Source organism: Mycobacterium sp. UM_CSW (assembly GCF_000455205.1).
GTDB lineage: Bacteria > Actinomycetota > Actinomycetes > Mycobacteriales > Mycobacteriaceae > Mycobacterium.
Genome location: NZ_AUWQ01000024.1, coordinates 1 through 23,266 on the forward strand (window position 1 = coordinate 1; position 23,266 = coordinate 23,266).

A 23,266-nucleotide genomic window follows, 5' to 3' on the forward strand; every position below is an offset into this window, starting at 1 on the left:
GTCGACCGCCACCACCGTCGGGTGCGCCGGCAGCGTCGACGCGCTGGGCGCCACGCGCAGCCCGGTGACCTCGGTGGCCCGCGGCAGGGTGAGGGTCAGCGTCGGCGGCGACTTGTGCTGCACCACCCGCTGCGGTGCGGTCCACGCAGTGGCCGGGTCGCCGTCGGTCGCCGCGAACGCGGACCCCAGGATGTCCACCACGTCCGAATCCCCTTGGGCCCGAGTGGTATTCGGCTCGGCGACCAGGTCGGCCAGCTTGGGCCCCTGCCGTGGCCGCACCCACACCGTCGGCGTCACCGACACCGGGTCCGTGACGGTCAGGGTGCGGCTGAAGTTGACCGGCTCTTCCGGAGCCAGTGCCATCGATGCCGCGCATCGCACACCGCCGGGCGCCGCCGCGCAACCCGGCCTGCCGAGCAGCTCCGATCCCAGGTCCCACCCGGCGACCGCCGCGCCCGCCGGCGGCCCGGGCACCCGCACGGTGTGCCGCAGGCTGACCGGATGGGCGAAGCCGGACGCGTCGTACTGGGTGATCGACAGGTCGGTGATGCCGAACTGCACGCCGGGGGAGCCGTCGTCGGTGCCGGCGGCGGTGATCCGCACCCACGGCGTTTCGCCGTACGGCAGCGCCACCGCGAGCGGCTTGCCGGGCTCGTCGAACCGCAGCGTGGTGCTGCCGTTGGCCGTCTCGACCAGGATGCGGCGGACCTGGGCGCCGACGGCGGTGGCGCTCGGCGTGATGGTGAGGGAGCCGTTGGTGACCGGGTGGTCGAAGTCGACGCGCAGCCACTGCCCGACGGCGGCCTGCAGCGCGTTGGACACCCACGCCGTCGCCGAGTCGCCGTCGACGGCCGCGGCGGGGGAGGTCGCCGGCGCGACGTCGGGCATGGCGGTGGAGTCCGACGACGAGCTCGACACGGTGATGCGGCCGCCGTTCCAGGCGCCGAACACCATGTCGGCGCCCGGGACCGGATAGTCGGGGACGCGGTTGAAGGTGTGCCTCGCGTCGCCGGCCGCCCGGACGGCCGACGAATGCTGGTCGACGCGGCCGTAGTCGGTTTCGCGGGCCGCTGGGGTGTCGGTGACCGTGACGAGGGGTGCGGGCAGGCCGGCGGCGTGGGCGTCGGCGCCCATCAGCACCGGGCCCAGCGGCGGCTGGCCCAGCAGCCGTCGCCGCTCATCCAGGCGCAGCAGCACCTCGGGGCCCCCGGCGACCCGGGGCAGCCGGTCGGCGTCGACGAAATACGGCGCGCCCGGATCACCGGCAACCGCGACGCGGTAGATCTCGACCGCCGGGAACCGCGGCCGCAGGCCGCCGTCGGCGACGAAGCCCGCCAGCGTGCCGGGCCCGACGGGAGCGCCGAACTGCGCCACCTTCTGCAACCCCGGCGAGCCCTCGACGGCGCGGTGCACCAGGATGGGCCGCGCCGAGCGCGACGTCTCCGGATCCAGATCGTTGCGCAGCACGACATACGAAATGCCTTGGCGGGCAAGGGTATCGGCAAGGCCGACCGAGGGTTGCCCGGCGGCGAACAGGCGCTGAACCGAATCCAGTGCCCGGATGGTCTGCGGCGGGGTCAACGGGATGGAGTCGCGCACGCCCCACGGGCTGTGGCCGAGCACCTGCAGCGGCTCGTCGTGGGTGGTGCCCCACGACTGGGTGGCGAACGGCGCCCCGGGGACCACCAGCACCCGCCCGGAAACCGGTGTACCGGTGTTGTGTTCGTCCAGCCAGTCGGCGGCCTGGTGCCAGTACGCCGGGATCGCGCCGAACGTGCCCGGCGGGGCGAGCCGGCCGGTCCACGCCAGCGAGGTGCTGACCATCAGCGCCGTCAGGACCACGACCGCCACGGCGGCCCGCTTGTCGCGCTCGGGATGGGCTAGCGCGCGCAGCCACGCCGAGCGCGGCGCGCTGCCCGGCAGCGCGACCCGGCCCAGCAGCTGGGCGACGCCCAGCGCCACCGGGATGCGGATCACCGGTCCCAGCTTGTGCACGTTACGCAGCGGCGCGCCGGTCGCGTCCATGAAAGCCTGCACCTCGTGGGCGAAGGGCGACCCCAGCCCGCCGCTGTAACCGACGGCCATCAAGACCACGCCGACCAGCAGCATGGTCACGAGCCGGCCTCGCGCCGGCATTCCCGCGCCGGCCAAGCCGGCCAGCCCGGCCGCCGCGACCAGGCTGGTGGCCAGGACGGCCGCCGACCCGGTCACCAACGGCGCGCCGGCCGTGGCGGTCGGCGCCACGAACGGGGTCCAGCTGTCGGTGCCGCGCAGAATCTCGGTCAGCGACGACCACTGCGTCGTCACGCCGGAGGATTCGATGAAGTCCAGGAACGGCGGGCTGACGTGGCGCAGGCAGACCAGCGCCACCACCCACCACAGCGTGGCCAGGGCCAGCGCCAGTGCCCACCACGCCGTGTAGCGCCACCACAACCGGTTCGGGCGGTGACACGCCCACCAGATCACCGCCGGCAGGCAAGCGGCCAACGTCGCGATGGCGTTGACCGCGCCCATCAGCGCGACCGCCAGCCCGGCCTGCGCGGCCAGCACCCGTACCGACCTGTCGCCGGCGGCCCGTAGCGCCAGGATCGTCGGCAACAACACCCACGGCGCCAGCATCATCGGCAGGGTTTCCGACGAGATCGAGCCGAGCGTGGTCAGCACCCGCGGGGACAGCGCGAACGCCGCCGCGCCGATCACTCGCGACGACGGGCTGCCGATGCCCAGCGCCTCGGCCACCCGCAGCAGCCCCCAGAACCCGACCGTGAGGAGCAGAGCCCACCACAGCCGCTGGGTCACCCAGCCCGGCACCCCGAGCGCGTGGCCGACCAGAAAGAAGGTGCCGTGCGGAAACAGGTAGCCATAGGCCTGGTTCTGCGCCTGGCCGAACGGCAGTTCGCTGTTCCACAGGTTGGTCGCGCGGGCCAGGAAGCGCAGCGGGTTGGCGGTGAGGTCGAGCTTGGTGTCGGGCGAGACCTGCCCGGGCGACTGCGCGAACGTCAGCGCCAGCGCGACGGCGCCGACCAACAGCAACCACCGGCGGGAGAGCGGCGCAGCCGACGAGCAGGGGGACGGCGCGCCGGCCCGGGTCCTACTCGGGCTAGCTACGGTTGCCGTACTCGACCCGGTTGAGCACTGACGACTGCGGATCGCCCCCGGGGAGTGGCGGCTTCGTGTCCTGCTGCACCATCAAGGTGATCCCGAAGATCGCGGCCGCACCCAGCAACAGACCAACCACGACGCTCGCGGCGGCGGGCGCGATGATCCGGTTCATGAAACGGCTCCTGGAATTTCTCGGGGACTAGCGCCAACCTAGCAGAACGCCGCTCGCCGGCCGGGCCGGCGAGTCACGGCCACGGCACGCAATGACCATGCCAGCAGCGAGAGCCGTAATTCACCAGATACGGCCCGGCGGGGCTGCGCGGTGCGGTCTGCACGGGCACCGCCTTGTGGTCGTCCATCGCCAGCGTCACGCCGACGGTCGCGGCGGCGCCGAGCGACAACCCCACCGCGATGCTGGCCGCAGCGACCAACGAAAACCCGGCCATCGCCGGCTCCTCCCTGCCAGGCAAATGGGCTGATTGCCAACCTACCGGCGATGCCCCCTGGAGCACGGGACGAAACGCCCGCCGTGACAACATGGCCCGATGCCCTTCCCCCGCATCCTGGCCGTGCTCGTCGCCGCGACCGCCCTGCTGGCCGGCTGTGGCCACCATGCCGCCCGCCCGCCGGCGGCCTCGTCGAGCAAGCCGGCCGCCGCCCCCGCGCCGCCGGTGTGCGCCGATCCGCCGGCCGTCCCGGCCGCGCTGTCGACCCGCGACAAGCTGGCACAACTGCTGATGGTGGGCGTGCGGAACGCCGACGAAGCCCGAACCGTCGTCAACGACTCCCACGTCGGCGGGATCATCATCGGTGGCTGGACGGACCTCTCGATTTTCAAGGGCGGGCTGGCCGAGGTCGCCCACAGTGCAGGGCCCCTGCCGCTGGCGGTCGGCGTCGACGAGGAAGGTGGCCGGGTATCGCGGTTGAAGTCGCTGATCGGGGTGGCCCCGTCGGCCCGGCAGCTGGCGCAGACGCAGACGGTCCAGCAAGTCCACGACCTCGAAGTGGAGCGCGGCAAGAAGATGCGCGACCTGGGTATCACCATCGACTTCGCCCCTGTGGTCGACGTCACCGATGCCCCGGACGGCGTGATCGGTGACCGCTCGTTCGGCGCGGACCCGAACACCGTCACCGCCTACGCCGGGGCCTACGCCCAGGGCCTGCGCGACGCCGGGCTGCTGCCGGTGCTCAAGCACTTCCCCGGCCATGGACACGGCTCGGGCGATTCCCACAAGGGCGGCGTCGTCACGCCGCCGCTGAGCGACCTACAGACCAGCGACCTCGTGCCTTATCGGACGCTGGTGGCCCACCTCCCGGTCGCAGTCATGATCGGTCACCTGCAGGTCCCCGGGCTGACCGGCGACGACCCCGCCAGCCTGAGCCGGGCCGCGGTGCAGTTGCTGCGCGACGGCACCGGCTACGGCGCCCCGCCCTTCAACGGGCCGGTGTTCAGCGACGACCTGTCCAGCATGGCCGCGATCTCCGATCGCTACGGCGTGTCGGAGGCGGTGCTGCGCGCGCTGCAGGCGGGTACCGACGTGGCGCTGTGGGTCAGCATCGAAGAGGTGCCCGCGGTCCTGGACCGGCTGGAAAAGGCCGTGGCCGCCGGCGAACTGCCGATGCCGGCGGTCGACGCGTCGGTGGTGCGGGTGGCGACGATGAAGGGCGCCAATCGAACATGCAGCCACTAATGCGCCCCGTCCTCGTTACCCTGTAGTCAGATTGGCGGCTAGAGAGGCAACAACGATGGCGGGTGGTACCAAGCGGTTACCGCGTGCTGTCCGCGAACAGCAGATGCTCGACGCCGCCGTGCAAATGTTCTCCGTCAACGGTTATCACGAGACGTCGATGGACGCGATCGCCGCCGAGGCGCAGATCTCCAAGCCGATGCTGTACCTGTACTACGGCTCCAAGGAGGACCTGTTCGGCGCCTGCCTGGACCGCGAGCTGGGGCGGTTCGTCGACGCGGTGCGCGCCGACATCAACTTCGCCCAGAGCCCAAAGGACCTGCTGCGCAACGCTATCGGGTCGTTCATGCGTTACATCGACGCCAACCGCGCGTCCTGGATCGTGATGTACACCCAGGCCATCAGCTCGCAGGCGTTCGCGCACACGGTGCGCGAGGGACGTGAGCAGATCATCGAATTGGTGGCCGAGCTGATGCGGGCGGGCAGCCGCACCCCACGCTCGGATGCCGAGTATCAGATGATGGCGGTGGCGCTGGTCGGCGGCGGCGAGGCGATGGCCAACCGGCTGTCCACCGGCGACATCGGCGTCGACGAGGCGGCCGAGCTGATGTTCGACCTGTTCTGGCACGGTCTGCGCGGCACGCCGGAGGATCGGGAAGCCGCCTCACAAGCCGGATAAGCCGGCTAGCCCCTACATTCGTGGGGTGCACTCGTCGGCTCGCAACCTCGACTTCTTTTGCGCGGTAGTCATCGTCGGGTTGCTGGCCGGGGTCGCCGGGTTGGCGACGACGGAGGTGCTGCGGTTCGTCGAGCACGTCACCTACCACTACAGTTTCGGCACGCTACTCAACGGGATCACCGGTAGCAGCCCGGTCCGGCGCGCGCTGGGGCCGATGGTCGGCGGGGCGCTGGCGGGCCTTGGTTGGTGGATCCTGCGGCGCCGCACCCCGGTGCCGCCGCTGGCCCAGACCATCGCCCGTCGCGAGCCGATCCCTCGGCTGGCATGGAGCGTCGACGCCGTGTTGCAGGTGCTGCTGGTCGGCTCCGGCGCCTCCCTGGGCCGCGAGGGCGCCCCGCGCCAATTCGCCGCTGCCCTGGGCGATTTCGCCACCGCGTGGCTGAAGCGGCTGTCCAGCCACGACCGCCAGGTCTTGCTGGCCTGCGCGGCCGGGGCGGGCCTGGGCGCCGTGTACGCCGTGCCGCTGGCCGGCGCGTTGTTCGCGGTGCGAATCATGCTGAACACCTGGCACCCGCGGGCGGTGGGCGCCGCCTGCCTCACGTCCAGCCTTGCCGTCGCGATCTGCTCGGCCGAAACCCACGATCAGCCGAGCCTGGTTTGGCCCAGCGCCGAATCGTCGTACCTGCTGACCGCGCACGGGCTGATCCTGGCGCCGGTCGCCCTCGCGGTGGGATTGGCGTTCAAGTGGCTGATGGCGGTCGCGCGGCCGTCCCGGGTGATGCGATCGTGGGTCCTGGTTCCGGCGCTGGCGGGCGCCGGCCTGGTGATGGGCATCTGCTCGCACTGGTGGCCCGAGCTGCCCGGCAACGGCCGCAGCATCCTGACCGTCAGCCTCGCCAGCCGCATGACCCTGTCGGCGGCCCTGGTCATCCTGGTGTTGAAACCGCTGCTGACGGCGCTGTTCCTGCGCGCCGGCGGCGCCGGCGGAATGCTCACCCCCTCGCTGGCCACCGGCGCGGCCGCGGGATCGGCCCTGGTGCTGGCGGTCAATTGGGCGGCCGGGACACACATGCACACCCCGGCCGTCTCACTGGCCGGGGCCGCCGGCGTGCTCGCGGTGACCCAGGGCTCGCCGATCTGGGCGGCGATCTTCGTCTGGGAGCTCGCCCACCCGCCGCTGTGGCTGTTCGGAGTGTTCCTGCTGACCGCCTGCGGCGCATACGGATTGAAGGTGCTCGCGGTCGGCCGCAGGCCGGCGCGGACGGGCTAGAGGGCGCGGACGCTGCCGGTCAGGTAGGGATATCCCTTCGCGATGTTGAGCAGCGAGATATCCCAGCCGCCGTCGTCGCCCTGGTCGATGTACAGCCCCGCGGTGCCGGGCAGCACCAGCGGCTTGCCGAACCGCACCGAGTACTGCGCCTCGTCGGGAATCCGGGCCTCGATGTTGGCCAGAACCGCTGCGGCGCTGAACATCCCGTGCGCGATGACGGTCGGGAACCCGAACAGCTTGGCGGCGACCGGGTTGGTGTGGATCGGGTTGTGGTCACCGCCGACGGCCGCGTAGCGACGGATCTGGCCGGGGCTGATCCGCAGCACCGTGCTGGGCGGAGGCAGCTTCGGCTGCTTCTGCGGCGGTGGTTTGGGCTCGTCGGACAGGCTGGTGCGCTGCTGGTGCAGGAAGGTGGTCACCTGGTGCCACGCGACGTCGTTACCGACGCTGACATCGGTCACCAGGTCCACCAGTAGGCCCTTGCGGTGCTCGCGCAGGTTCTCGGCGTGCACGCGCACCCCGACCGTGTCGGTCACCGCGATCGGGCGGTACTGCGTGATGCGGTTCTCGGTGTGCACCGAACCCATTGCGGCAAAAGGAAAGTCGAAGCCGGTCACCAGCGACATCATCGCGGGAAAGGTCAACGCGAACGGGTAGGTCAGCGGCACGTGGTTGCCGTAGCGCAGGCCCGTGACGCCCGCGTACTCGGCCACGTTCGACTGGTCGATGGGCAGTTCCTCGACGGTCACCGTGCGGCTGGGCAGCTGGTCGGAGCGGGGCAGCAGGGGCAGCGCCCCGGCCGCCGCGCGCAGCATGTTCCGCAAACCGCTGGGCTGGTTCATCATGCCCCCAACATCGCCTGGCCGCAGACGCGAATGACGTTGCCGGTCACCGCGTTTGACGCCGGGCTGGCGAAGTAGGCGATCGTCTCGGCGACGTCGACGGGCTGCCCGCCCTGCAGCAGCGAGTTCATCCGGCGGCCCACCTCGCGGGTGGCCAGCGGGATGGCCGCCGTCATTTGGGTTTCGATGAAGCCCGGCGCGACCGCGTTGATCGTGATGCCCTTCTCGTAGAGCCCAGGCGCCAGCGCCTGGGTAAGGCCGATCATGCCGGCCTTGGTGGTGGCGTAGTTGGTCTGCCCGCGGTTGCCCGCGATGCCGGCCATCGACGACAGGCCGATCACCCGGCCCCCCTCGCCGATGCTGCCGTTGCCGACCAGGCCCTCGGTGAGCCGTTGCGGGGCAAGCAGATTGACCGACAGCACGGCGTCCCAGCGCGCCTCGTCCATGTTCACCAGCAGCTTGTCGCGGGTGATGCCGGCGTTGTTGACCAGGACGTCGGCGTGCCCGCCGTAGTGGTCGTTCAGGTGCTCGGTGATCTTGTCGACCGCGTCGTCGGCGGTGACGTCCAGCCACAACGGGGTGCCCCCGACCCGGCTGGCGGTCTCGGCCAAGGCCTCGGCGGCCGACTCCACGTCGATCGCGACGACGCGGGCGCCGTCGCGGGCGAACACCTCGGCGATGCAGGCGCCGATGCCGCGGGCGGCGCCGGTCACGATCGCCACCTTGCCGTCCAGCGGCCGTTCCCAGTCGGCGGGCGGGGTGGAGTCGGCCTCGCCGACGTAGAAGACCTGGCCGTCGACGTAGGCGGACTTGCCGGACAGGAGGAATCGCATCGTGGATTCCAGTCCGGTCGCGGCGGGTTTCGCGTGCGGCGACAAGTACACCAGCTGCGCGGTCGACCCGTTGCGCAGCTCCTTGCCGAGCGAGCGGGTGAAGCCCTCGAGTGCGCGCTGCGCGATGCGCTCGTCGGTGCTGCCGGCGGCGTCGGGTGTGGTGCCGACGACCACGACGCGCGCGTTGTGGCCCAGGTTGCGCAGCACCGGGGTGAAGAACTCGTAGAGGCCCTTGAGCCCGGCGGGCGTCGTGATCCCGGTGGCGTCGAACACCAGCCCGCCGAACTTGTCGGCCCAGCGGCCGCCCAGGTTGGCGCCCACCACGTCGTAGTCGGAATCCAGGGCGGCGCGCAGCGGCTCGACCACCCGGCCCTCACCGCCGATCAGCAGCGACCCCGGCAGCGGCGGTTCGCCCGGCCGGTAGCGACGCAGCGTCTCGGGCTGCGGAATGCCGAGTTGCTTTGCCAGAAACGATCCGGGGCCGGAGTTGACCACCTGCGAGAACAGATCGGACGAGCCTTTTGGAGCCACTGAGCTGCCTTCCATGTGTGTTCGGGCCTGTCGCGCCCGTTATCCACCAACCGTATCGAGACGAACTTACTTCAGAGTAAGAACAGTGGGTACTATGGCGAACAACGGCCGGTTCAAAAGTGATGTACCCGGAGATGCACGGAGAGAAAAGTGGCCCCAGCGAGTTCTAACACCAGGCGACCAGTCGCGGTACTGGGCGGCAATCGCATCCCGTTCGCGCGATCGGACGGCGCATACGCCGAGACGTCCAACCAGGACATGTTCACCGCGGCCCTGGACGGGCTGGTGGACCGGTTCGGGCTGGCCGGCGAGCGGCTGGGCGTCGTCGTCGGCGGCGCCGTGCTCAAGCACAGCCGCGACTTCAACCTGACCCGCGAATGCGTGCTGGGTTCCGAGCTGTCGTCGTACACGCCCGCGTTCGACGTCCAGCAGGCGTGCGGGACGGGGCTGCAGGCCGCGATCGCCGCGGCCGACGGCGTCGCCTCCGGTCGGTACGAGGTGGCCGCGGCCGGTGGGGTGGACACCACCTCCGACCCGCCGATCGGCCTGGGCGACAACCTGCGCCGCCAGCTGCTCAAGCTGCGCAGGTCCAAGTCGAACCTGCAACGGCTCAAGCTGGTGGGCACGCTGCCCGCCACCATGGGGATCGAGATCCCGGCCAACAGCGAGCCGCGCACCGGGTTGTCGATGGGCGAGCACGCCGCCATCACCGCCAAGCAGATGGGCATCAAACGCGTCGACCAGGACGCGTTGGCCGTGGCCAGCCACCGCAACATGGCCGCCGCCTACGACCGGGGCTTCTTCGACGACCTCGTCACCCCGTTCCTCGGGCTCTACCGCGACGACAATCTGCGGCCCAACGCCAGCACCGAAAAGCTCGCGACGCTGCGTCCCGTCTTCGGGGTGAAGAACGGGGACGCGACGATGACGGCCGGCAACTCCACCCCCCTGACGGACGGCGCGTCGGTCGCGCTGCTGGCCAGCGACGAGTGGGCGGCTGCCCACTCGTTGACGCCGCTGGCCTACCTGGTGGACGCCGAGACCGCCGCCGTGGACTACGTCAACGGGCGCGACGGGCTGCTGATGGCGCCGACGTACGCGGTGCCCCGCCTGCTGGCGAGAAACGGACTCAGCCTGCAGGACTTCGATTTCTACGAGATCCACGAGGCGTTCGCGTCGGTGGTGCTCGCGCACCTGCAGGCGTGGGAATCCGAGGAGTACTGCAAGGAGCGGCTGGGGCTCGACGCCGCGCTCGGGTCGATCGACCGGTCCAAGCTCAACGTCAACGGGTCGTCGCTGGCCGCGGGCCATCCCTTCGCGGCCACCGGCGGTCGGATCCTGGCGCAGGCCGCCAAGCAGCTGGCCGAGAAGAAAGCCGAGCAGAAGGGCGGCGGCACGCTTCGGGCGCTGATCTCCATCTGCGCGGCCGGCGGCCAGGGCGTCGCGGCGATCCTGGAGGCCTGACCGGCCGCCTCGACCATCGGGGCGAATGAATTCGGTCACACTCGGTTACGAACCCGGGCACGCGGGTATTCGACCGTCCGGATAGCCCCGTGTTGTGGTCTGACCCCCCGACCCCGACGGCAATACGGGGCGTCCCCTAATCGACCGCCGGTCAGCGACGGGGGGGCGAAAAGGGCCGCCGCTGGAGTGAGGGGATCCAGCGGCGGTCTTTTTTGCTCGCCCGGGCCACAGACACAAGGTCCCCCGCTTCAACGTGGAAGCGGGGGACCTTGGTAATTCAGCTGGGCGTGCCCAGACGGCCTAGAACGCCGCCTCGTCGAGCTCCATGATGTCGTTGTCCAGCGTCTCGATGACCTCGCGGGTGCTGGCCAGCAGGGGCAGGAAGTTCTTCGCGAAGAACGATGCCACCGCGATCTTGCCCTCGTAGAAGGACCGCTCGGCGCCGCTGGCGCCGGCGTCCAGCGCCGCCACCGCGACCGCGGCCTGACGCTGCAGCAACCAGCCGATGACCAGGTCGCCGACGCTCATCAGGAAGCGCACCGAGCCCAGGCCCACCTTGTAGAGGCTGGTGACGTCCTCCTGCGCGGCCATCAGGTAGCCGGTCAGGGTGGCCGCCATGGCCTGCACGTCGGTCAGCGCCTTGCCGAGCAGCTCGCGCTCGGTCTTGAGCCGGCCGTTGCCGGACTCGCTGTCGACGAACTTCTGGATCTCCCCGGACACGTGGGCCAGCGCCACACCCTTGTCGCGGACGATCTTGCGGAAGAAGAAGTCCTGCGCCTGGATGGCCGTGGTGCCCTCGTAGAGCGAGTCGATCTTGGCGTCACGGATGTACTGCTCGATCGGGTAGTCCTGCAGGAAGCCGGACCCACCGAAGGTCTGCAGGCTCTCGGTGAGCTTGGCGTACGCCTGCTCGGAGCCCACACCCTTGACCACCGGCAGCATCAGGTCGTTGACCTTCACCGCCAGCTCGGCGTCCACCCCGTGCAGCGCCTCGGCGACCGCCGCGTCCTGGTAGGTCGCGGTGAACAGGTACAGCGCGCGCAGACCCTCGGCGTAGGCCTTCTGGGTCATCAGCGAGCGGCGCACGTCCGGGTGGTGCGTGATGGTCACCCGCGGCGCGGTCTTGTCGGTCATCTGGGTCATGTCGGCGCCCTGCACGCGGGACTTGGCGTACTCGAGCGCGTTCAGGTAGCCGGTCGACAGGGTGGCGATCGCCTTGGTGCCGACCATCATGCGGGCCTGCTCGATGACCTCGAACATCTGCGCGATGCCGTTGTGCACCTCGCCGACCAGCCAGCCCTTGGCGGGCACGCCGTGCTGACCGAGCGAGAGCTCGCAGGTCGCGGAGACCTTGAGGCCCATCTTGTGCTCGACGTTGGTGACGAATACGCCGTTGCGCTCGCCCAGCTCGCCGGTCTCGAAGTCGAACAGGAACTTGGGCACGAAGAACAGTGACAGCCCCTTGGTGCCCGGGCCGGCGCCCTCGGGACGAGCCAGCACCAGGTGGAAGATGTTCTCGAACAGGTCACCGGAGTCGCCCGAGGTGATGAAGCGCTTCACACCGTCGATGTGCCAGGAGCCGTCCTCCTGCTGGACCGCCTTGGTGCGCCCGGCGCCCACGTCCGAACCGGCGTCCGGCTCGGTCAGCACCATGGTCGAACCCCAGCCGCGCTCGGCGGCCAGCACGGCCCACTTCTTCTGCTCCTCGGTGCCGAGGTGGTACAGGATGTTGGCGAACCCGGCGCCGCCGCCGTACATCCACACGGCGGGGTTGGCGCCCAGGATGTGCTCATGCAGCGCCCACAGCAGCGCCTTGGGCATCGGCATGCCGCCGAGCGCCTCGTCGATGCCGGCCTTGTCCCAGCCGGCCTCGGTGACGGCGCGGACGGACTCCTTGAAGGATTCCGGCAGCGTCACCGAATGGGTCTCGGGGTCGAAGACCGGCGGGTTGCGGTCGCCCTCGACGAACGACTCCGCGACCGGTCCCTCGGCCAGACGGCTGATCTCGGACAGCATTTCCTGGGCGGTGTCGACGTCGAGGTCGCTGTACTCGCCTTGGCCTAATGCCTTGTCAACGCCGAAAACTTCGAACAGGTTGAATACCTGGTCACGGACGTTGCTCTTGTAGTGGCTCACTACGTTCCTCCTCGTTGAGAATGCCACTTGTGGTTGGGTACTAGGTCTAAGTTACCCACCAGTAACTGCCCTAAAATATAACCGTTATTGTCGCCGAAGCAAGCGAGTGTGAGCTAAATTCCACCGTCTAACTAACCAACCGGTTGGGCAGTCCCCGTTTTCGGGCCCGACCTGCGGAGATGATGTGAGGATGACGGACGTGAGGCGCGTCACAGCGCTGCCCGTGGTGGACCTTCGGGCCGCCTCCGAAGCGCTGCGCGACGGCCTGCGCGAGGCCGCCCACGAGGTCGGGTTCTTCTACCTGATCGGCCACGACGTGCCCGGCGAACTCGCCGCCCGGCTGCTCGCCGCGGCGCGCCGGTTGTTTGCGCTGCCCGACGCCGACAAGGACGCGATCGCCATGGTGCGCAGCCCGCATTTCCGCGGCTACACCCGGCTGGGCGGCGAGCTCACCCGGGGCCGGGTGGACTGGCGCGAGCAGATCGACCTCGGCCCGGAACGTCCGCCGATCGGCGGCCCCGGCAAGCCGGACTACCTGTGGCTGCAGGGCCCGAATCAATGGCCCGAGGCCGTGCCCGAGTTGCGCGGCATCGTCGGCGAGTGGGACGCCGCGCTTTCCGCGGTGGCCCGCACCTTGCTGCGGCATTGGGCGGCGTCGCTGGGCAGCGCGCCGAACGCGTTCGACGCCGCGTTCGCCGACGCGCCGGCCACGCTGATCAAGATCATCCGCTACCCCGCCCGTGCGGCCAGCCCCCAAGGCGTGGGCGCGCACCGCGACGCCGGGGTGCTCACGCTGTTGCTGGCCGAGCCGGGCAGCCGCGGCCTGCAGGTGCGGCCCGCTCGGGGCGGCGACTGGGTCGACGTGCCGCCGGTGGAGGGTGCGTTCATCGTCAACATCGGTGAGTTGCTCGAGGTGGCGACGGGCGGTTACCTGCGGGCCACCGAGCATCGGGTGCACCTGGGCGGCCCTGCGGAGGAGCGCATTTCGGTGCCGTACTTCTTCAACCCGCGACTGGACGCGCAGATCCCGGTGCTAGAGCTGCCCGAGGAATTGAGCGCACTCGCCGCCCGCGCCGCCAAAAGGGACGATCCGTTGGACCCGATCTTCTCCGTCTACGGCCGCAACGCGTGGAAGAGCAGACTGCGGGCGCACCCGGATGTGGCTTCAGCCCATGGATATTCGGCAGGTAGGGTCGGGGGCGAGAATTCCGTTCTCGGCGCAAGGGGCGAATGACCGCGGTGAACTCGAACAAGAACCTGACACCGTCCACACTTCGTGAGGCCTTCGGCCACTTTCCGTCCGGCGTGGTGGCCATCGCCGCCGAAGTCGAAGGGATCCGAGAAGGCTTGGCCGCCAGCACCTTCGTCCCCGTCTCGCTCGAGCCGCCGCTGGTGTCGTTCTGTGTGCAGAACACGTCGACGACATGGCCCAAGCTCAAGGGCGCTCCGATGCTGGGCATCAGCGTGCTCGGCGAGGTTCATGACGAGGCCGCCCGCACCCTGGCGGCCAAGACCGGCGACCGGTTTGCCGGTCTGGAGACGGTGTCGCGTACCAGCGGCGCGGTCTTCATCAAGGGCACCGGCCTGTGGCTGGAGAGCGCGATCGAGCAACTGATCCCGGCGGGGGACCACACCATCGTGGTGCTGCGGGTCAACGAGGTGACGGTCGACGCCGAAGTGGCGCCCATCGTGTTTCACCGCAGCACGTTCCGCCGGCTCGGCGCCTAGCCGCGCCGCCAGCATCGAGACTGCGCTCAGCGCGGGTGATGCAGCGAATTCGGCGCTCTGAGCGCAGACTCGGCGAACCCTAGCCGCGGCGGAACAGCTTGTTGCCCAACCAGACCACGGGGTCGTACTTGCGGTCGGCGACGCGCTCTTTCATCGGGATCAGGGCGTTGTCGGTGATCTTGATGTTCTCCGGGCACACCTCGGTGCAGCACTTGGTGATGTTGCAGTAGCCGAGGCCGTGCTCTTCCTGCGCCTGGTTGCGCCGGTCGAGCGTGTCCAGGGGGTGCATCTCCAGCTCGGCGATGCGCATCAGGTAACGCGGCCCGGCGAACGCCTTCTTGTTCTCCTCGTGGTCGCGGACCACGTGGCAGACGGTCTGGCACAGGAAGCACTCGATGCACTTGCGGAACTCCTGCGAGCGCTGCACGTCGACCTGCGCCATCCGGTACTCGCCGGGCTGCAGGTCCTTGGGCGGCGCGAAAGACGGTATCTCGCGGGCCTTTTCGTAGTTGAACGAGACGTCGGTGACCAGGTCGCGGATCACCGGGAAGGTGCGCAGCGGCGTGACCGTCACCACCTCGTCCTCGGCGAACGTGGACATCCGGGTCATGCACATCAAGCGGGGGTAGCCGTTGATCTCCGCCGAGCACGACCCGCACTTGCCGGCCTTGCAGTTCCACCGCACCGCGAGGTCGGGCGTCTGGGTCTGCTGCAGGCGGTGGATGATGTCGAGCACCACCTCGCCCTCGTTGACCTCGACCGTGAAGTCCTCTAGCGCGCCGCCGGCCTCGTCGCCGCGCCACACCCGCATGGTGGCGTTGTAGGTCATTAACCTCTCCGTCCTGGGTGGTCGGCCAGTTCTGCGTCGGTGTAGTACTTCTCCAGCTCGGAGATTTCGAAGAGCTCCAGCAGATCGGGCCGCATCGGCACCTGATCCTCGCGCGTGATGCTGATGTCCGGGATCACCTCGTCGCCGCCAGCCGCGCGGCAGACCAGCAACACCTTGCGCCAGGACGAGTCCATCGACGGGTGGTCGTCGCGGGTGTGCCCGCCGCGGCTCTCGGTGCGCTCCAGCGCGGCCTTGGCCACGCATTCGCTGACCAGCAGCATGTTGCGCAGGTCGATGGCCAGGTTCCAGCCGGGGTTGTACTGTCGACCGCCCTCGACGTGGATGTTCTTGAACCGCTCGCGCAGTTTGGCGAGCCGGCCGAGCGCCTCGGAGATCTCCTCCGACTTGCGGATGATGCCCACCAGATCGTTCATCGACTGCTGCAGTTCCAACTGCAGGGTGTAGGGGTTCTCGGCCGCGGCGCCGTTCGTCGTTCCCTCGAAGGGGGCCAGCGCCCGCTTGGCCGCGGTCTCGACGGCGTCCTCGGCGACCGTCGGGCGGCTGCTCAGCGCCCGCACGTAGTCGGCGGCGCCCAGCCCGGCGCGCCGGCCGAACACCAGCAGGTCCGACAGCGAGTTGCCGCCGAGCCGGTTGGAGCCGTGCATGCCGCCGGAGCACTCGCCGGCCGCGAACAGGCCGGGGACGGTGGCCGCGCCGGTGTCGGCGTCGACCTCCACGCCGCCCATCACGTAGTGGCAGGTCGGCCCGACTTCCATTGGCTCCCTGGTGATGTCGACCCCGGCCAGCTCCTTGAACTGGTGGTACATCGACGGCAGCCGTCGCTTGATCTCATCGGGCGTCAGCCGGGACGCGATGTCGAGGTACACCCCGCCGTGCGGGGTGCCCCGGCCGGCCTTTACCTCGGAGTTGATCGCGCGCGCGACCTCGTCGCGCGGCAGCAGGTCCGGGGTGCGACGGGCCGAGTCGTTGTCCTTGAGCCACTGGTCGGCCTCGTCCGCGGTTTCGGCGTACTGGCCCTTGAACACCGGCGGGATGTAGTCGAACATGAAGCGCTTGTCGTCGGAGTTCTTCAGCACCCCGCCGTCACCGCGCACACCCTCGGTGACCAGGATCCCCTTCACGCTCGGCGGCCACACCATGCCGGTCGGGTGGAACTGGACGAACTCCATGTTGATCAGCGACGCGCCCGCCCGCAGGGCCAGCGCGTGCCCGTCACCGGTGTACTCCCAGGAGTTCGACGTGACCTTGAACGACTTGCCGATCCCGCCGGTGGCCAGCACCACCGCCGGCGCCTCGAACAGGACGAAGTTGCCGCTCTCGCGCCAGTAGCCGAACGCCCCGGCGATGCGCCCCCCGTTGTCAGGGCCGTCCTTGATCAGTTCGGTGATGGTGCACTCCGCGAACACCCGAATGCGCGCCTCGTAGTCGCCGAGTTCGGCGTAGTCCTCCTGCTGCAGCGAAACGATCTTCTGCTGCATGGTGCGGATCAGCTCCAGGCCGGTGCGGTCGCCGACGTGCGCCAGCCGCGGGTAGGTGTGCCCACCGAAGTTGCGCTGGCTGATCTTGCCGTCCTTGAGGCGGTCGAACAGCGCGCCGTAGGTTTCCAGCTCCCAGACGCGGTCCGGGGCCTCCTTGGCGTGCAGTTCGGCCATGCGCCAGTTGTTCAGGAACTTCCCGCCGCGCATCGTGTCGCCGAAGTGGGTCTTCCAGTTGTCTTTGGGGTTGGTGTTGCCCATGGATGCCGCGCACCCGCCCTCGGCCATCACTGTGTGGGCCTTGCCGAACAGGGACTTGCACACCACCGCGACCTTGAGACCCCGCTCACGCGCCTCGATGACCGCACGCAATCCCGCGCCGCCGGCGCCGATGACGACTACGTCGTAGGCATGCCGCTCGACCTCAACCATGAAACCTCGCTCAGTTTTTCTCTGTGATCGTCAAATGGCTTGTCAGCCAACAAATCTCAGGTCAGGGATGGTGCCGCTGGCCACCAGTGCAATGTAGAAGTCGGTGAGCATCAGGGTGCCCAGCGTGATCCACGCGAACAGCTTGTGCCGGGTATTGATGGCGCTGACCTGCGTCCAGATCCAGTACCGCACAGGGTTCTTGGAGAAGTGCTTGAGCCGTCCGCCGGTCACGTGCCGGCAGGAATGGCAGGACAGCGTGTAGATCCACAGCATGATGACGTTGCCGAGCAGGATCAGGTTGCCCAGGCCGAAGCCGAATCCGCCCGGCCCGCTGTCGGAATGAAACGCGACGATCGCGTCGTAGCTGTTGATCACCGAGATGATGACGGCGATGTAGAAGAAGTACCGGTGGGTGTTCTGGACGATCAGCGGGAACCTGGTCTCGCCGGTGTAGTGCACGCGGGGCTCGGCCACCGCGCAGGCGCTGGGCGACTGCCACACCGTGCGGTAGTAGGCGCCCCGGTAGTAGTAACAGGTCAGCCGGAACAGCAGCAGGAACGGCAACGACAGCGCCGCGTAGGGCAGCCACCAGACGTCGGGCAGGAACTGCGGCCAGATGTCGCCGGCCTCACCGCAGGCCTTGCTGACGCACGGCGAGTAGAACGGCGTCAGGTAGTGGTACTTGGGGACGAAGAAGTAATTCTGCTGAAACGCGCGGGCTGTCGCGTAGATGAGGAAAGCCGCGAAGCCCAGGTCGATCCGCAACGGCGACATCCACCACCGGTCGGTGCGTAGGGTCCGCTGTGGGATGCGGGCGCGCGTGGGTGAAAAGACACCGGACGCAGGACGGTTCGCCGTGGGTGCGCTCATCTAGTGTTCCTCTTCGAACGGGCTGTCTGTCGAAGGGTACACAGAGCAAACCCCCTGTTTCGCGGGGGGCTTGAAGTTGTCCGAGGTTGTCAGGACCTGTTGTGACCCCCGACACCCTCGTCGTCGACATCGCGCCAGAAATCGGTGTCGTATTGGGTGTCGGGAATGACGATCTTCTCGCCGGACTGCTGCACGGTGGCGCGGTCCAGGTCCAACTCGGAGACGTCCGTGTCGAGCAGTTCGACGTCGGACAGGATTCGATCGGCGTCCAGGACGATGCGGCGCATCGCCGGGCTGTCGCCGTATCGGGCCCGCAATGAGCTCACGCACCGCCGCAGGCCACCGATGAGGTCGTGCAGTTCGGCGAGTTCGGTCGTGGTGCTCAACGGATCTCCTACGGGCTTTTCAGGGGCGGTGTTGCGGATCACAGTACGCCCTCGATAGTAGCGACCGTCGCGGCCTAATGTCGGACACCATGACGGGCCAAACGAGCGCCGAGCGCGCCACCGCGCTGCTCGAACTGCACCGGCCGGGCGACCCGGTGATCCTGCCGACGGTGTGGGACGCGTGGTCGGCCCGCCTGGCGGTGGACGCCGGATTCGCCGCGTTGACCGTGGGCAGTCACCCGCTCGCCGACTCGATCGGCAAGCCCGACAACGAGGGCATGGCATTCGACGACGTGCTGACCCGGGTCGCCCAGATCACCGCCGCGGTCGACGTTCCGGTGTCCGTGGACGTCGAGTCGGGGTATGGGGAGTCGCCGACGCGCCTGATCGAGGGCCTGCTGGGGGTGGGCGCCGTCGGGCTGAACATCGAGGACACCGTGCACTCGGAGGGCAAGCGGTTGCGGTCCGCCGGCGAGCACGCGGAACTGGTGGGGGCGCTGCGCTCGGCAGCCGACGCGGCGGGAGTGCACGTCGTGATCAACGCGCGCACCGACCTGTTCCTGCGGCGCGACGGTGACGACGCCGACCGCGTCGAACGGGCGGTGGCGCGGCTCACCGAGGCCGCCGCCGCGGGTGCCGACGTCCTGTACCCGGTGGGCCGCCACGACCCGGAAACGTTGCGGCGCTTGGCCGCCGAGTTGCCGCTGCCGATCAACGCGATCGCGCTGCCCGATCAGGACGACCCGGCGTCGTTCGGCCCGCTCGGGGTCGCCCGAGTCAGCTTCGGCCCGTTCCTGCAGGCCGCACTGGCGGCCCGGGCCAAGGAGCTGCTGGCCCGCTGGGGCTGAACGCGAGAAGACGCAAAAGCCCCCGATACGCCTTGCGCGCGTGGGCTTTTGCGTCTGGTCGCGGAGTTACTTCGTGATCGCGATGCGCTGCGGCTGGGTTCCCGCGTACGCACCGGCGACCCGCACGGTCAGCACGCCGGCGTCGTACGAGGCGGTGACGGCCTCGCCGGTGACGTGCGCGGGCAGCTGGAACGACCGGCGGAAGGACCCGTAACGGATCTCGCGCAGGGTGCGGCCGTTCTGCTCCTCCGCGTGCTCGTCGCGGTGTTCGCCGTGGACGACCAGGCGACCGTTCTCGACCTCTACGTTGACATCCTTCTCGACGTCAACACCCGGCAGTTCCAGGCGCAGTACCGCGTCGTCGCCATCCTTGACGATCTCGGCGGCCGGGGTGAAACCGCTGTTCACCGGCTTGAACCAGTCCGTTGCCGCGGCGGGGCCGAAGAAGTCGCGCAACCAGCGGTCGGTGTCCCAGGCCGGTCGCGACCACAATGCGAGGTTGCTCATGGGGATCTCCTTATGCTTCATTGTGAGTTTGCTGTGACCGGCGCCTTGCCGGCCGGCTATTTCTACAAACATGAGTCGACCACGCTAAAGTTCCACTCGGGCGTTCGCCGCCAGCGAACAGCTTCACAGCCGTCGTTGTGAGGTGTGAGCACGCCGTCATGTGGGTGTCACATTGGGCGATTCCAAGTTAATTTCCCGCCCCTACCCTCATGGCATGGCCCAATCCGAAAACTGGTGCGCGGACAGTGCTGCGCGTCACGTCATAGTGGTCGGGCACGGCATGGTCGGCCATCGGCTAATCGAGGCGCTCCGAGCCCGCGACACCGAAGGGCGTTGGAGCATCACGGTTTTGGCGGAGGAGGCCGATGCGGCGTATGACCGTGTCGGCTTGACCTCCTACACCGAGAGCTGGGACCGTCAACTGCTGGCGCTGCCGGGCAACGACTACGCCGGCGACGACCGGGTCCGGCTGCTGCTGAACGCCCGCGTCACCGAAATCGACCGCGACACAAAGACCGTGGTGACCGCCGACGGTCACCGGCACGGCTACGACGCCCTGGTGCTGGCCACCGGGTCCTACGCCTTCGTCCCGCCGGTGCCCGGTCACGACCTGCCGCAGTGCCACGTCTACCGCACGCTCGACGACCTCGACGCCATCCGCGCCGACGCCCAGCGGACGCTGCAGGCCGGCCACGCGACCGCGGGGGTCGTCATCGGCGGCGGACTGCTGGGGCTGGAGGCCGCTAATGCGCTGCGCCAGTTCGGGTTGCAGACCCACGTCGTCGAGATGATGCCGCGGTTGATGGCCCAGCAGATCGACGAGGCCGGCGGCGCGCTGCTGGCCCGCATGGTCACCGAACTCGGCATCGCCGTGCACGTGGGGACGGGCACGGAGTCGATCGAGGCCGTCGCGCATCCGGACGGCTCGACGTCGGCACGGGTGTGCCTGACCGACGGCGAGCTGATCGATGCCGGCGTGGTGATCTTCGCGGCCGGCATCCGGCCGCGCGACGAGCTGGCGGCGGCCGCCGGGCTGGAGCGTGCCGAGCGGGGCGGCGTGCTCACCGATTTATCGTGCCGGACAAGCGATCCCGACATCTACGCCATCGGCGAGGTCGCGGCGATCGGGGGCCGGTGCTACGGCCTGGTCGGGCCCGGCTACACCTCCGCCGAAGTGGTGGCGGATCGGCTGCTTGGCGGCGCCGCGGAGTTCGGCGAAGCGGACATGTCGACGAAGCTCAAGCTGCTCGGCGTCGACGTCGCCAGCTTCGGCGACGCGATGGGGGCGACCGAGAACTGCCTCGAGGTCGCCATCAACGACGCGGTGAACCGGACCTACGCCAAGCTGGTGCTCTCCGACGACGCCAAGACCCTGCTCGGCGGGGTGCTGGTGGGCGATGCCTCGACGTACGGGGTGCTGCGGCCGATGGTCGGCAGCGAGTTGCCGGGCGATCCGCTGGCGTTGATCGCGCCGGCCACCGCCGACGGCGCGACGGGCCTGGGCGTTGGGGCGCTGCCGGATTCGGCGCAGATCTGCTCATGCAACAACGTCACCAAGGGCGAGCTGAAGGGCGCGATCGCCGGCGGTTGCGCCGACGTGCCCGCGCTCAAGTCGTGCACGGCGGCGGGCACCTCGTGCGGGTCGTGCGTGCCGCTGCTGAAGCAGCTGCTGGAAGCCGAGGGCGTGGAACAGTCCAAGGCGCTGTGTGAGCACTTCAGCCAGTCGCGGGCGGAGCTTTTCGAGATCATCACCGCCACCGAAATCCGGACGTTCTCGGGCCTGCTGGAGCGCTTCGGCCGCGGAAAGGGTTGCGATATCTGCAAACCGGTGGTCGCCTCGATCCTGGCGTCCACCGGCTCGGAGCACATCCTGGAGGGCGAGCAGGCCTCGCTGCAGGATTCCAACGACCACTTCCTGGCCAACATTCAAAAGAACGGCAGCTACTCGGTGGTCCCGCGGGTCCCCGGCGGTGACATCAAGCCGGAGCACCTGATCCTGATCGGCCAGATCGCGCAGGACTTCGGTCTTTACACCAAGATCACCGGCGGGCAGCGGATCGACCTTTTCGGCGCGCGCGTGGATCAGCTGCCGCAGATCTGGAAGCGGCTGGTCGACGGCGGCATGGAGTCCGGGCATGCCTACGGCAAGGCCTTGCGCACCGTGAAGAGCTGCGTGGGCAGCGACTGGTGCCGCTACGGCCAGCAGGATTCGGTGCAGCTGGCCATCGACCTGGAGCTTCGCTACCGGGGGCTGCGCGCGCCGCACAAGATCAAGCTCGGCGTCTCCGGATGCGCGCGCGAGTGCGCCGAGGCGCGCAGCAAGGACGTGGGCGTCATCGCCACCGAGAAGGGGTGGAACCTCTACGTCGGCGGCAACGGCGGCATGACGCCCAAGCACGCTCAGCTGCTGGCCAGCGATTTGGACACCGAGACGCTGGTCCGTTACATCGACCGGTTCCTCATGTACTACATCCGGACGGCCGATCGGCTGCAGCGCACCGCGCCGTGGGTCGAATCGCTGGACGGCGGCCTGGATCACGTGCGCGAGGTCGTGTGCGACGACTCCCTGGGCCTGGCCCAGGAATTCGAGGCCGCAATGGAGCGGCATGTGCAGAACTACAAGTGCGAATGGAAGGGCGTGCTGGAGGACCCGGACAAGCTGTCGCGGTTCGTTTCCTTCGTCAACGCCCCCGACGCCGTCGACTCGACGGTGACCTTCACCGAGCGCGCCGGGCGCAAAGTGCCTGTGCCCATTGGCATGCCGCGGGTTCGGTCGTAATCAAGGAGACGCGATGACACTTCTCAACGACGCTCAAGACATTCAGGTGTGGACCACCGCCTGCCCCTACGACAGCCTGATTCCCGGTCGTGGCGTCGGGGTCCTCCTCGACGACGGTTCGCAGGCGGCGTTGTTCCGGCTGGACGACGGCTCGGTGCACGCGGTCGGAAATGTCGACCCGTTCTCCGGCGCCGCCGTGCTTTCGCGCGGCATCGTCGGCGACCGCGGCGGCCGTGCCACCGTCCAATCACCCATCCTCAAGCAGGCTTTCGCGCTCGAGGACGGCTCCTGCCTGGACGATCCGCGGGTGTCTGTGCCGGTTTACCCGGCGCGCGTCACCCCCGAGGGGCACATCCAGATCGGCCGGACCGCCGCCTAGCCGATATCGCCCACGAGATAGCGCTGCATCGTCGGGCCGATCGCGTCGACGAGTGCCTCCACCGACATCGAGTGCAGCGGTTCGGAGCGCACCCCGTAGCGCATGATGCCGAGACCCACCAACTGAGAGGCGCATAGGGACGCCCGCACCGCGACCTTGTCGGCCCCGAGGATTTTCAGCAGCGGGCCGAAGACCGGGCCGATGAACATGCCCTGCACGATTTCGGCGGTCTTGGCCAGTCCGGTGGACGCGATCGCGCTGGCCGCGAAGGGGCCGCCGCCGGCCGCGTCCCAGGTGGTGATCAGCATGTACAACGTCCGGCGGCCAGCCTGGTTGACACCGCCGGTGACGATCCGGTCGATGAACTCCGGTGTGCCGAAGGGCAACCGCAGCATCTTTGCCACCGGGTCAAGCAGCCCACGCGATGGCTCTTCGCGACGCGGCATGGTGCCAGGATCGTCGGTATG

At 69.1% G+C, this 23,266-nt stretch carries 21 protein-coding genes; 9 read left to right on the forward strand and 12 right to left on the reverse strand.

Going from position 1 to position 23,266, the window contains the following annotated elements; all coding sequences use genetic code 11:
• The 3 genes from N415_RS10335 to N415_RS10340 form a co-directional block, all read right to left on the reverse strand.
• A partial coding sequence (locus N415_RS10335; RefSeq protein WP_068180585.1) for an alpha-(1->3)-arabinofuranosyltransferase occupies window positions 1–3,033 on the reverse strand: 3,033 nt, incomplete at its 3' end.
• A gap of 67 nt (window positions 3,034–3,100) precedes the next feature.
• The gene (locus N415_RS30590; RefSeq protein ID WP_065443914.1) at window positions 3,101–3,274 is read right to left on the reverse strand and encodes a DUF2613 domain-containing protein; all 174 of its coding nucleotides are present in this window, start codon (window positions 3,272–3,274) and stop codon (window positions 3,101–3,103) included.
• A 73-nt stretch (window positions 3,275–3,347) separates the two neighbouring features.
• Window positions 3,348–3,548: a DUF2613 family protein gene (locus tag N415_RS10340; protein ID WP_068180588.1), complete on the reverse strand. Its 201-nt coding sequence runs from the start codon at window positions 3,546–3,548 to the stop codon at window positions 3,348–3,350.
• A 99-nt stretch (window positions 3,549–3,647) separates the two neighbouring features.
• Between N415_RS10340 and N415_RS10345 the strand changes: the two genes are divergently transcribed.
• From N415_RS10345 to N415_RS10355, 3 genes are read left to right on the forward strand one after another with little or no spacing between them, the layout of a single operon-like run.
• A complete protein-coding gene (locus tag N415_RS10345; protein WP_068180591.1) occupies window positions 3,648–4,793 on the forward strand; it encodes a glycoside hydrolase family 3 N-terminal domain-containing protein in 1,146 nt (381 codons plus the stop codon).
• A 55-nt stretch (window positions 4,794–4,848) separates the two neighbouring features.
• Entirely contained in the window at window positions 4,849–5,469 is a 621-nt protein-coding gene (locus tag N415_RS10350) for a TetR/AcrR family transcriptional regulator (protein ID WP_068180594.1), read from the forward strand.
• Between the two features lie 25 nt (window positions 5,470–5,494).
• Window positions 5,495–6,739 carry a chloride channel protein gene (locus N415_RS10355; protein ID WP_239645497.1) on the forward strand — a complete coding sequence of 415 codons (1,245 nt, stop codon included), beginning with the start codon at window positions 5,495–5,497 and terminating at the stop codon, window positions 6,737–6,739.
• Here N415_RS10355 and N415_RS10360 read toward each other — a convergent pair.
• Window positions 6,736–7,581, reverse strand: coding sequence for a MaoC/PaaZ C-terminal domain-containing protein (locus tag N415_RS10360; RefSeq protein ID WP_068180601.1), 846 nt, complete (start codon window positions 7,579–7,581; stop codon window positions 6,736–6,738). The genes N415_RS10355 and N415_RS10360 overlap by 4 nt on opposite strands.
• Window positions 7,581–8,945, reverse strand: coding sequence for a 3-oxoacyl-ACP reductase (locus N415_RS10365; RefSeq protein ID WP_068180652.1), 1,365 nt, complete (start codon window positions 8,943–8,945; stop codon window positions 7,581–7,583). Before N415_RS10365 ends, N415_RS10360 begins: the two co-directional genes overlap by 1 nt.
• Before the next feature lie 150 nt (window positions 8,946–9,095).
• On the opposite strand from N415_RS10365, the gene N415_RS10370 reads away from it, so the two are divergent.
• Window positions 9,096–10,409 (forward strand): acetyl-CoA C-acetyltransferase, encoded by a 1,314-nt coding sequence (locus N415_RS10370; RefSeq protein ID WP_068180604.1) that lies wholly within the window; start codon window positions 9,096–9,098, stop codon window positions 10,407–10,409.
• Window positions 10,410–10,709: 300 nt separating this feature from the next.
• On the opposite strand, the gene N415_RS10375 is transcribed toward N415_RS10370, so the two are convergent.
• The gene (locus N415_RS10375) at window positions 10,710–12,545 is read right to left on the reverse strand and encodes an acyl-CoA dehydrogenase (protein ID WP_068180607.1); all 1,836 of its coding nucleotides are present in this window, start codon (window positions 12,543–12,545) and stop codon (window positions 10,710–10,712) included.
• Window positions 12,546–12,735: 190 nt separating this feature from the next.
• Between N415_RS10375 and N415_RS10380 the strand changes: the two genes are divergently transcribed.
• Complete coding sequence (locus tag N415_RS10380) at window positions 12,736–13,779, forward strand: 2-oxoglutarate and iron-dependent oxygenase domain-containing protein (protein ID WP_068180610.1); 1,044 nt, start codon at window positions 12,736–12,738, stop codon at window positions 13,777–13,779.
• A gap of 5 nt (window positions 13,780–13,784) precedes the next feature.
• Window positions 13,785–14,273 carry a flavin reductase family protein gene (locus tag N415_RS10385; protein WP_068180654.1) on the forward strand — a complete coding sequence of 163 codons (489 nt, stop codon included), beginning with the start codon at window positions 13,785–13,787 and terminating at the stop codon, window positions 14,271–14,273.
• Window positions 14,274–14,352: 79 nt separating this feature from the next.
• Here N415_RS10385 and N415_RS10390 read toward each other — a convergent pair whose 3' ends face one another.
• The 4 genes from N415_RS10390 to N415_RS10405 all read right to left on the reverse strand — a co-directional run bounded on the left by N415_RS10390 (window position 14,353) and on the right by N415_RS10405 (window position 18,286).
• On the reverse strand, window positions 14,353–15,102 hold the full coding sequence (locus N415_RS10390) for a succinate dehydrogenase/fumarate reductase iron-sulfur subunit (protein WP_068109427.1): 750 nt from the start codon (window positions 15,100–15,102) through the stop codon (window positions 14,353–14,355).
• A complete protein-coding gene (locus N415_RS10395) occupies window positions 15,102–17,030 on the reverse strand; it encodes a fumarate reductase/succinate dehydrogenase flavoprotein subunit (protein ID WP_068180613.1) in 1,929 nt (642 codons plus the stop codon). Before N415_RS10395 ends, N415_RS10390 begins: the two co-directional genes overlap by 1 nt.
• Before the next feature lie 42 nt (window positions 17,031–17,072).
• Entirely contained in the window at window positions 17,073–17,900 is an 828-nt protein-coding gene (locus N415_RS10400) for a hypothetical protein (protein WP_068180616.1), read from the reverse strand.
• 89 nt (window positions 17,901–17,989) lie between these two features.
• Window positions 17,990–18,286 (reverse strand): hypothetical protein, encoded by a 297-nt coding sequence (locus tag N415_RS10405; protein WP_068180657.1) that lies wholly within the window; start codon window positions 18,284–18,286, stop codon window positions 17,990–17,992.
• An 89-nt stretch (window positions 18,287–18,375) separates the two neighbouring features.
• Between N415_RS10405 and N415_RS10410 the strand changes: the two genes are divergently transcribed.
• The gene (locus N415_RS10410; protein WP_068180660.1) at window positions 18,376–19,134 is read left to right on the forward strand and encodes an isocitrate lyase/phosphoenolpyruvate mutase family protein; all 759 of its coding nucleotides are present in this window, start codon (window positions 18,376–18,378) and stop codon (window positions 19,132–19,134) included.
• A 66-nt stretch (window positions 19,135–19,200) separates the two neighbouring features.
• Here the strand turns inward: N415_RS10410 and N415_RS10415 are convergent, their stop codons facing one another.
• Window positions 19,201–19,641 (reverse strand): Hsp20/alpha crystallin family protein, encoded by a 441-nt coding sequence (locus N415_RS10415; protein ID WP_068180619.1) that lies wholly within the window; start codon window positions 19,639–19,641, stop codon window positions 19,201–19,203.
• Window positions 19,642–19,855: 214 nt separating this feature from the next.
• Here N415_RS10415 and nirB point away from each other — a divergent pair, with 214 nt between their 5' ends.
• Both nirB and nirD read left to right on the forward strand, forming a co-directional pair.
• Complete coding sequence (gene nirB, locus N415_RS10420) at window positions 19,856–22,420, forward strand: nitrite reductase large subunit NirB (RefSeq protein ID WP_081665174.1); 2,565 nt, start codon at window positions 19,856–19,858, stop codon at window positions 22,418–22,420.
• A gap of 13 nt (window positions 22,421–22,433) precedes the next feature.
• Window positions 22,434–22,799 (forward strand): nitrite reductase small subunit NirD, encoded by a 366-nt coding sequence (gene nirD, locus N415_RS10425; protein ID WP_068180625.1) that lies wholly within the window; start codon window positions 22,434–22,436, stop codon window positions 22,797–22,799.
• Here nirD and N415_RS10430 read toward each other — a convergent pair.
• Window positions 22,796–23,245 (reverse strand): hypothetical protein, encoded by a 450-nt coding sequence (locus N415_RS10430; protein WP_068180628.1) that lies wholly within the window; start codon window positions 23,243–23,245, stop codon window positions 22,796–22,798. The two genes, nirD and N415_RS10430, sit on opposite strands and share 4 nt — an antisense overlap.
• Between the last annotated feature and the right edge of the window lie 21 nt (window positions 23,246–23,266).

Bases quoted from the DNA above. Each gene is read 5' to 3' on its own strand.
- N415_RS10395 (WP_068180613.1), bottom strand. From the start codon at position 17,030: ATGGTTGAGGTCGAGCGGCATGCCTACGACGTAGTCGTCATCGGCGCC.
- N415_RS30590 (WP_065443914.1), bottom strand. From the start codon at position 3,274: ATGAACCGGATCATCGCGCCCGCCGCCGCGAGCGTCGTGGTTGGTCTG.
- N415_RS10390 (WP_068109427.1), bottom strand. From the start codon at position 15,102: ATGACCTACAACGCCACCATGCGGGTGTGGCGCGGCGACGAGGCCGGC.
- N415_RS10415 (WP_068180619.1), bottom strand. From the start codon at position 19,641: ATGAGCAACCTCGCATTGTGGTCGCGACCGGCCTGGGACACCGACCGC.
- N415_RS10360 (WP_068180601.1), bottom strand. From the start codon at position 7,581: ATGAACCAGCCCAGCGGTTTGCGGAACATGCTGCGCGCGGCGGCCGGG.
- N415_RS10410 (WP_068180660.1), top strand. From the start codon at position 18,376: ATGACGGGCCAAACGAGCGCCGAGCGCGCCACCGCGCTGCTCGAACTG.
- nirD (WP_068180625.1), top strand. From the start codon at position 22,434: ATGACACTTCTCAACGACGCTCAAGACATTCAGGTGTGGACCACCGCC.
- N415_RS10400 (WP_068180616.1), bottom strand. From the start codon at position 17,900: ATGAGCGCACCCACGGCGAACCGTCCTGCGTCCGGTGTCTTTTCACCC.
- N415_RS10380 (WP_068180610.1), top strand. From the start codon at position 12,736: ATGACGGACGTGAGGCGCGTCACAGCGCTGCCCGTGGTGGACCTTCGG.
- N415_RS10340 (WP_068180588.1), bottom strand. From the start codon at position 3,548: ATGGCCGGGTTTTCGTTGGTCGCTGCGGCCAGCATCGCGGTGGGGTTG.
- nirB (WP_081665174.1), top strand. From the start codon at position 19,856: ATGGCCCAATCCGAAAACTGGTGCGCGGACAGTGCTGCGCGTCACGTC.
- N415_RS10345 (WP_068180591.1), top strand. From the start codon at position 3,648: ATGCCCTTCCCCCGCATCCTGGCCGTGCTCGTCGCCGCGACCGCCCTG.
- N415_RS10350 (WP_068180594.1), top strand. From the start codon at position 4,849: ATGGCGGGTGGTACCAAGCGGTTACCGCGTGCTGTCCGCGAACAGCAG.
- N415_RS10430 (WP_068180628.1), bottom strand. From the start codon at position 23,245: ATGCCGCGTCGCGAAGAGCCATCGCGTGGGCTGCTTGACCCGGTGGCA.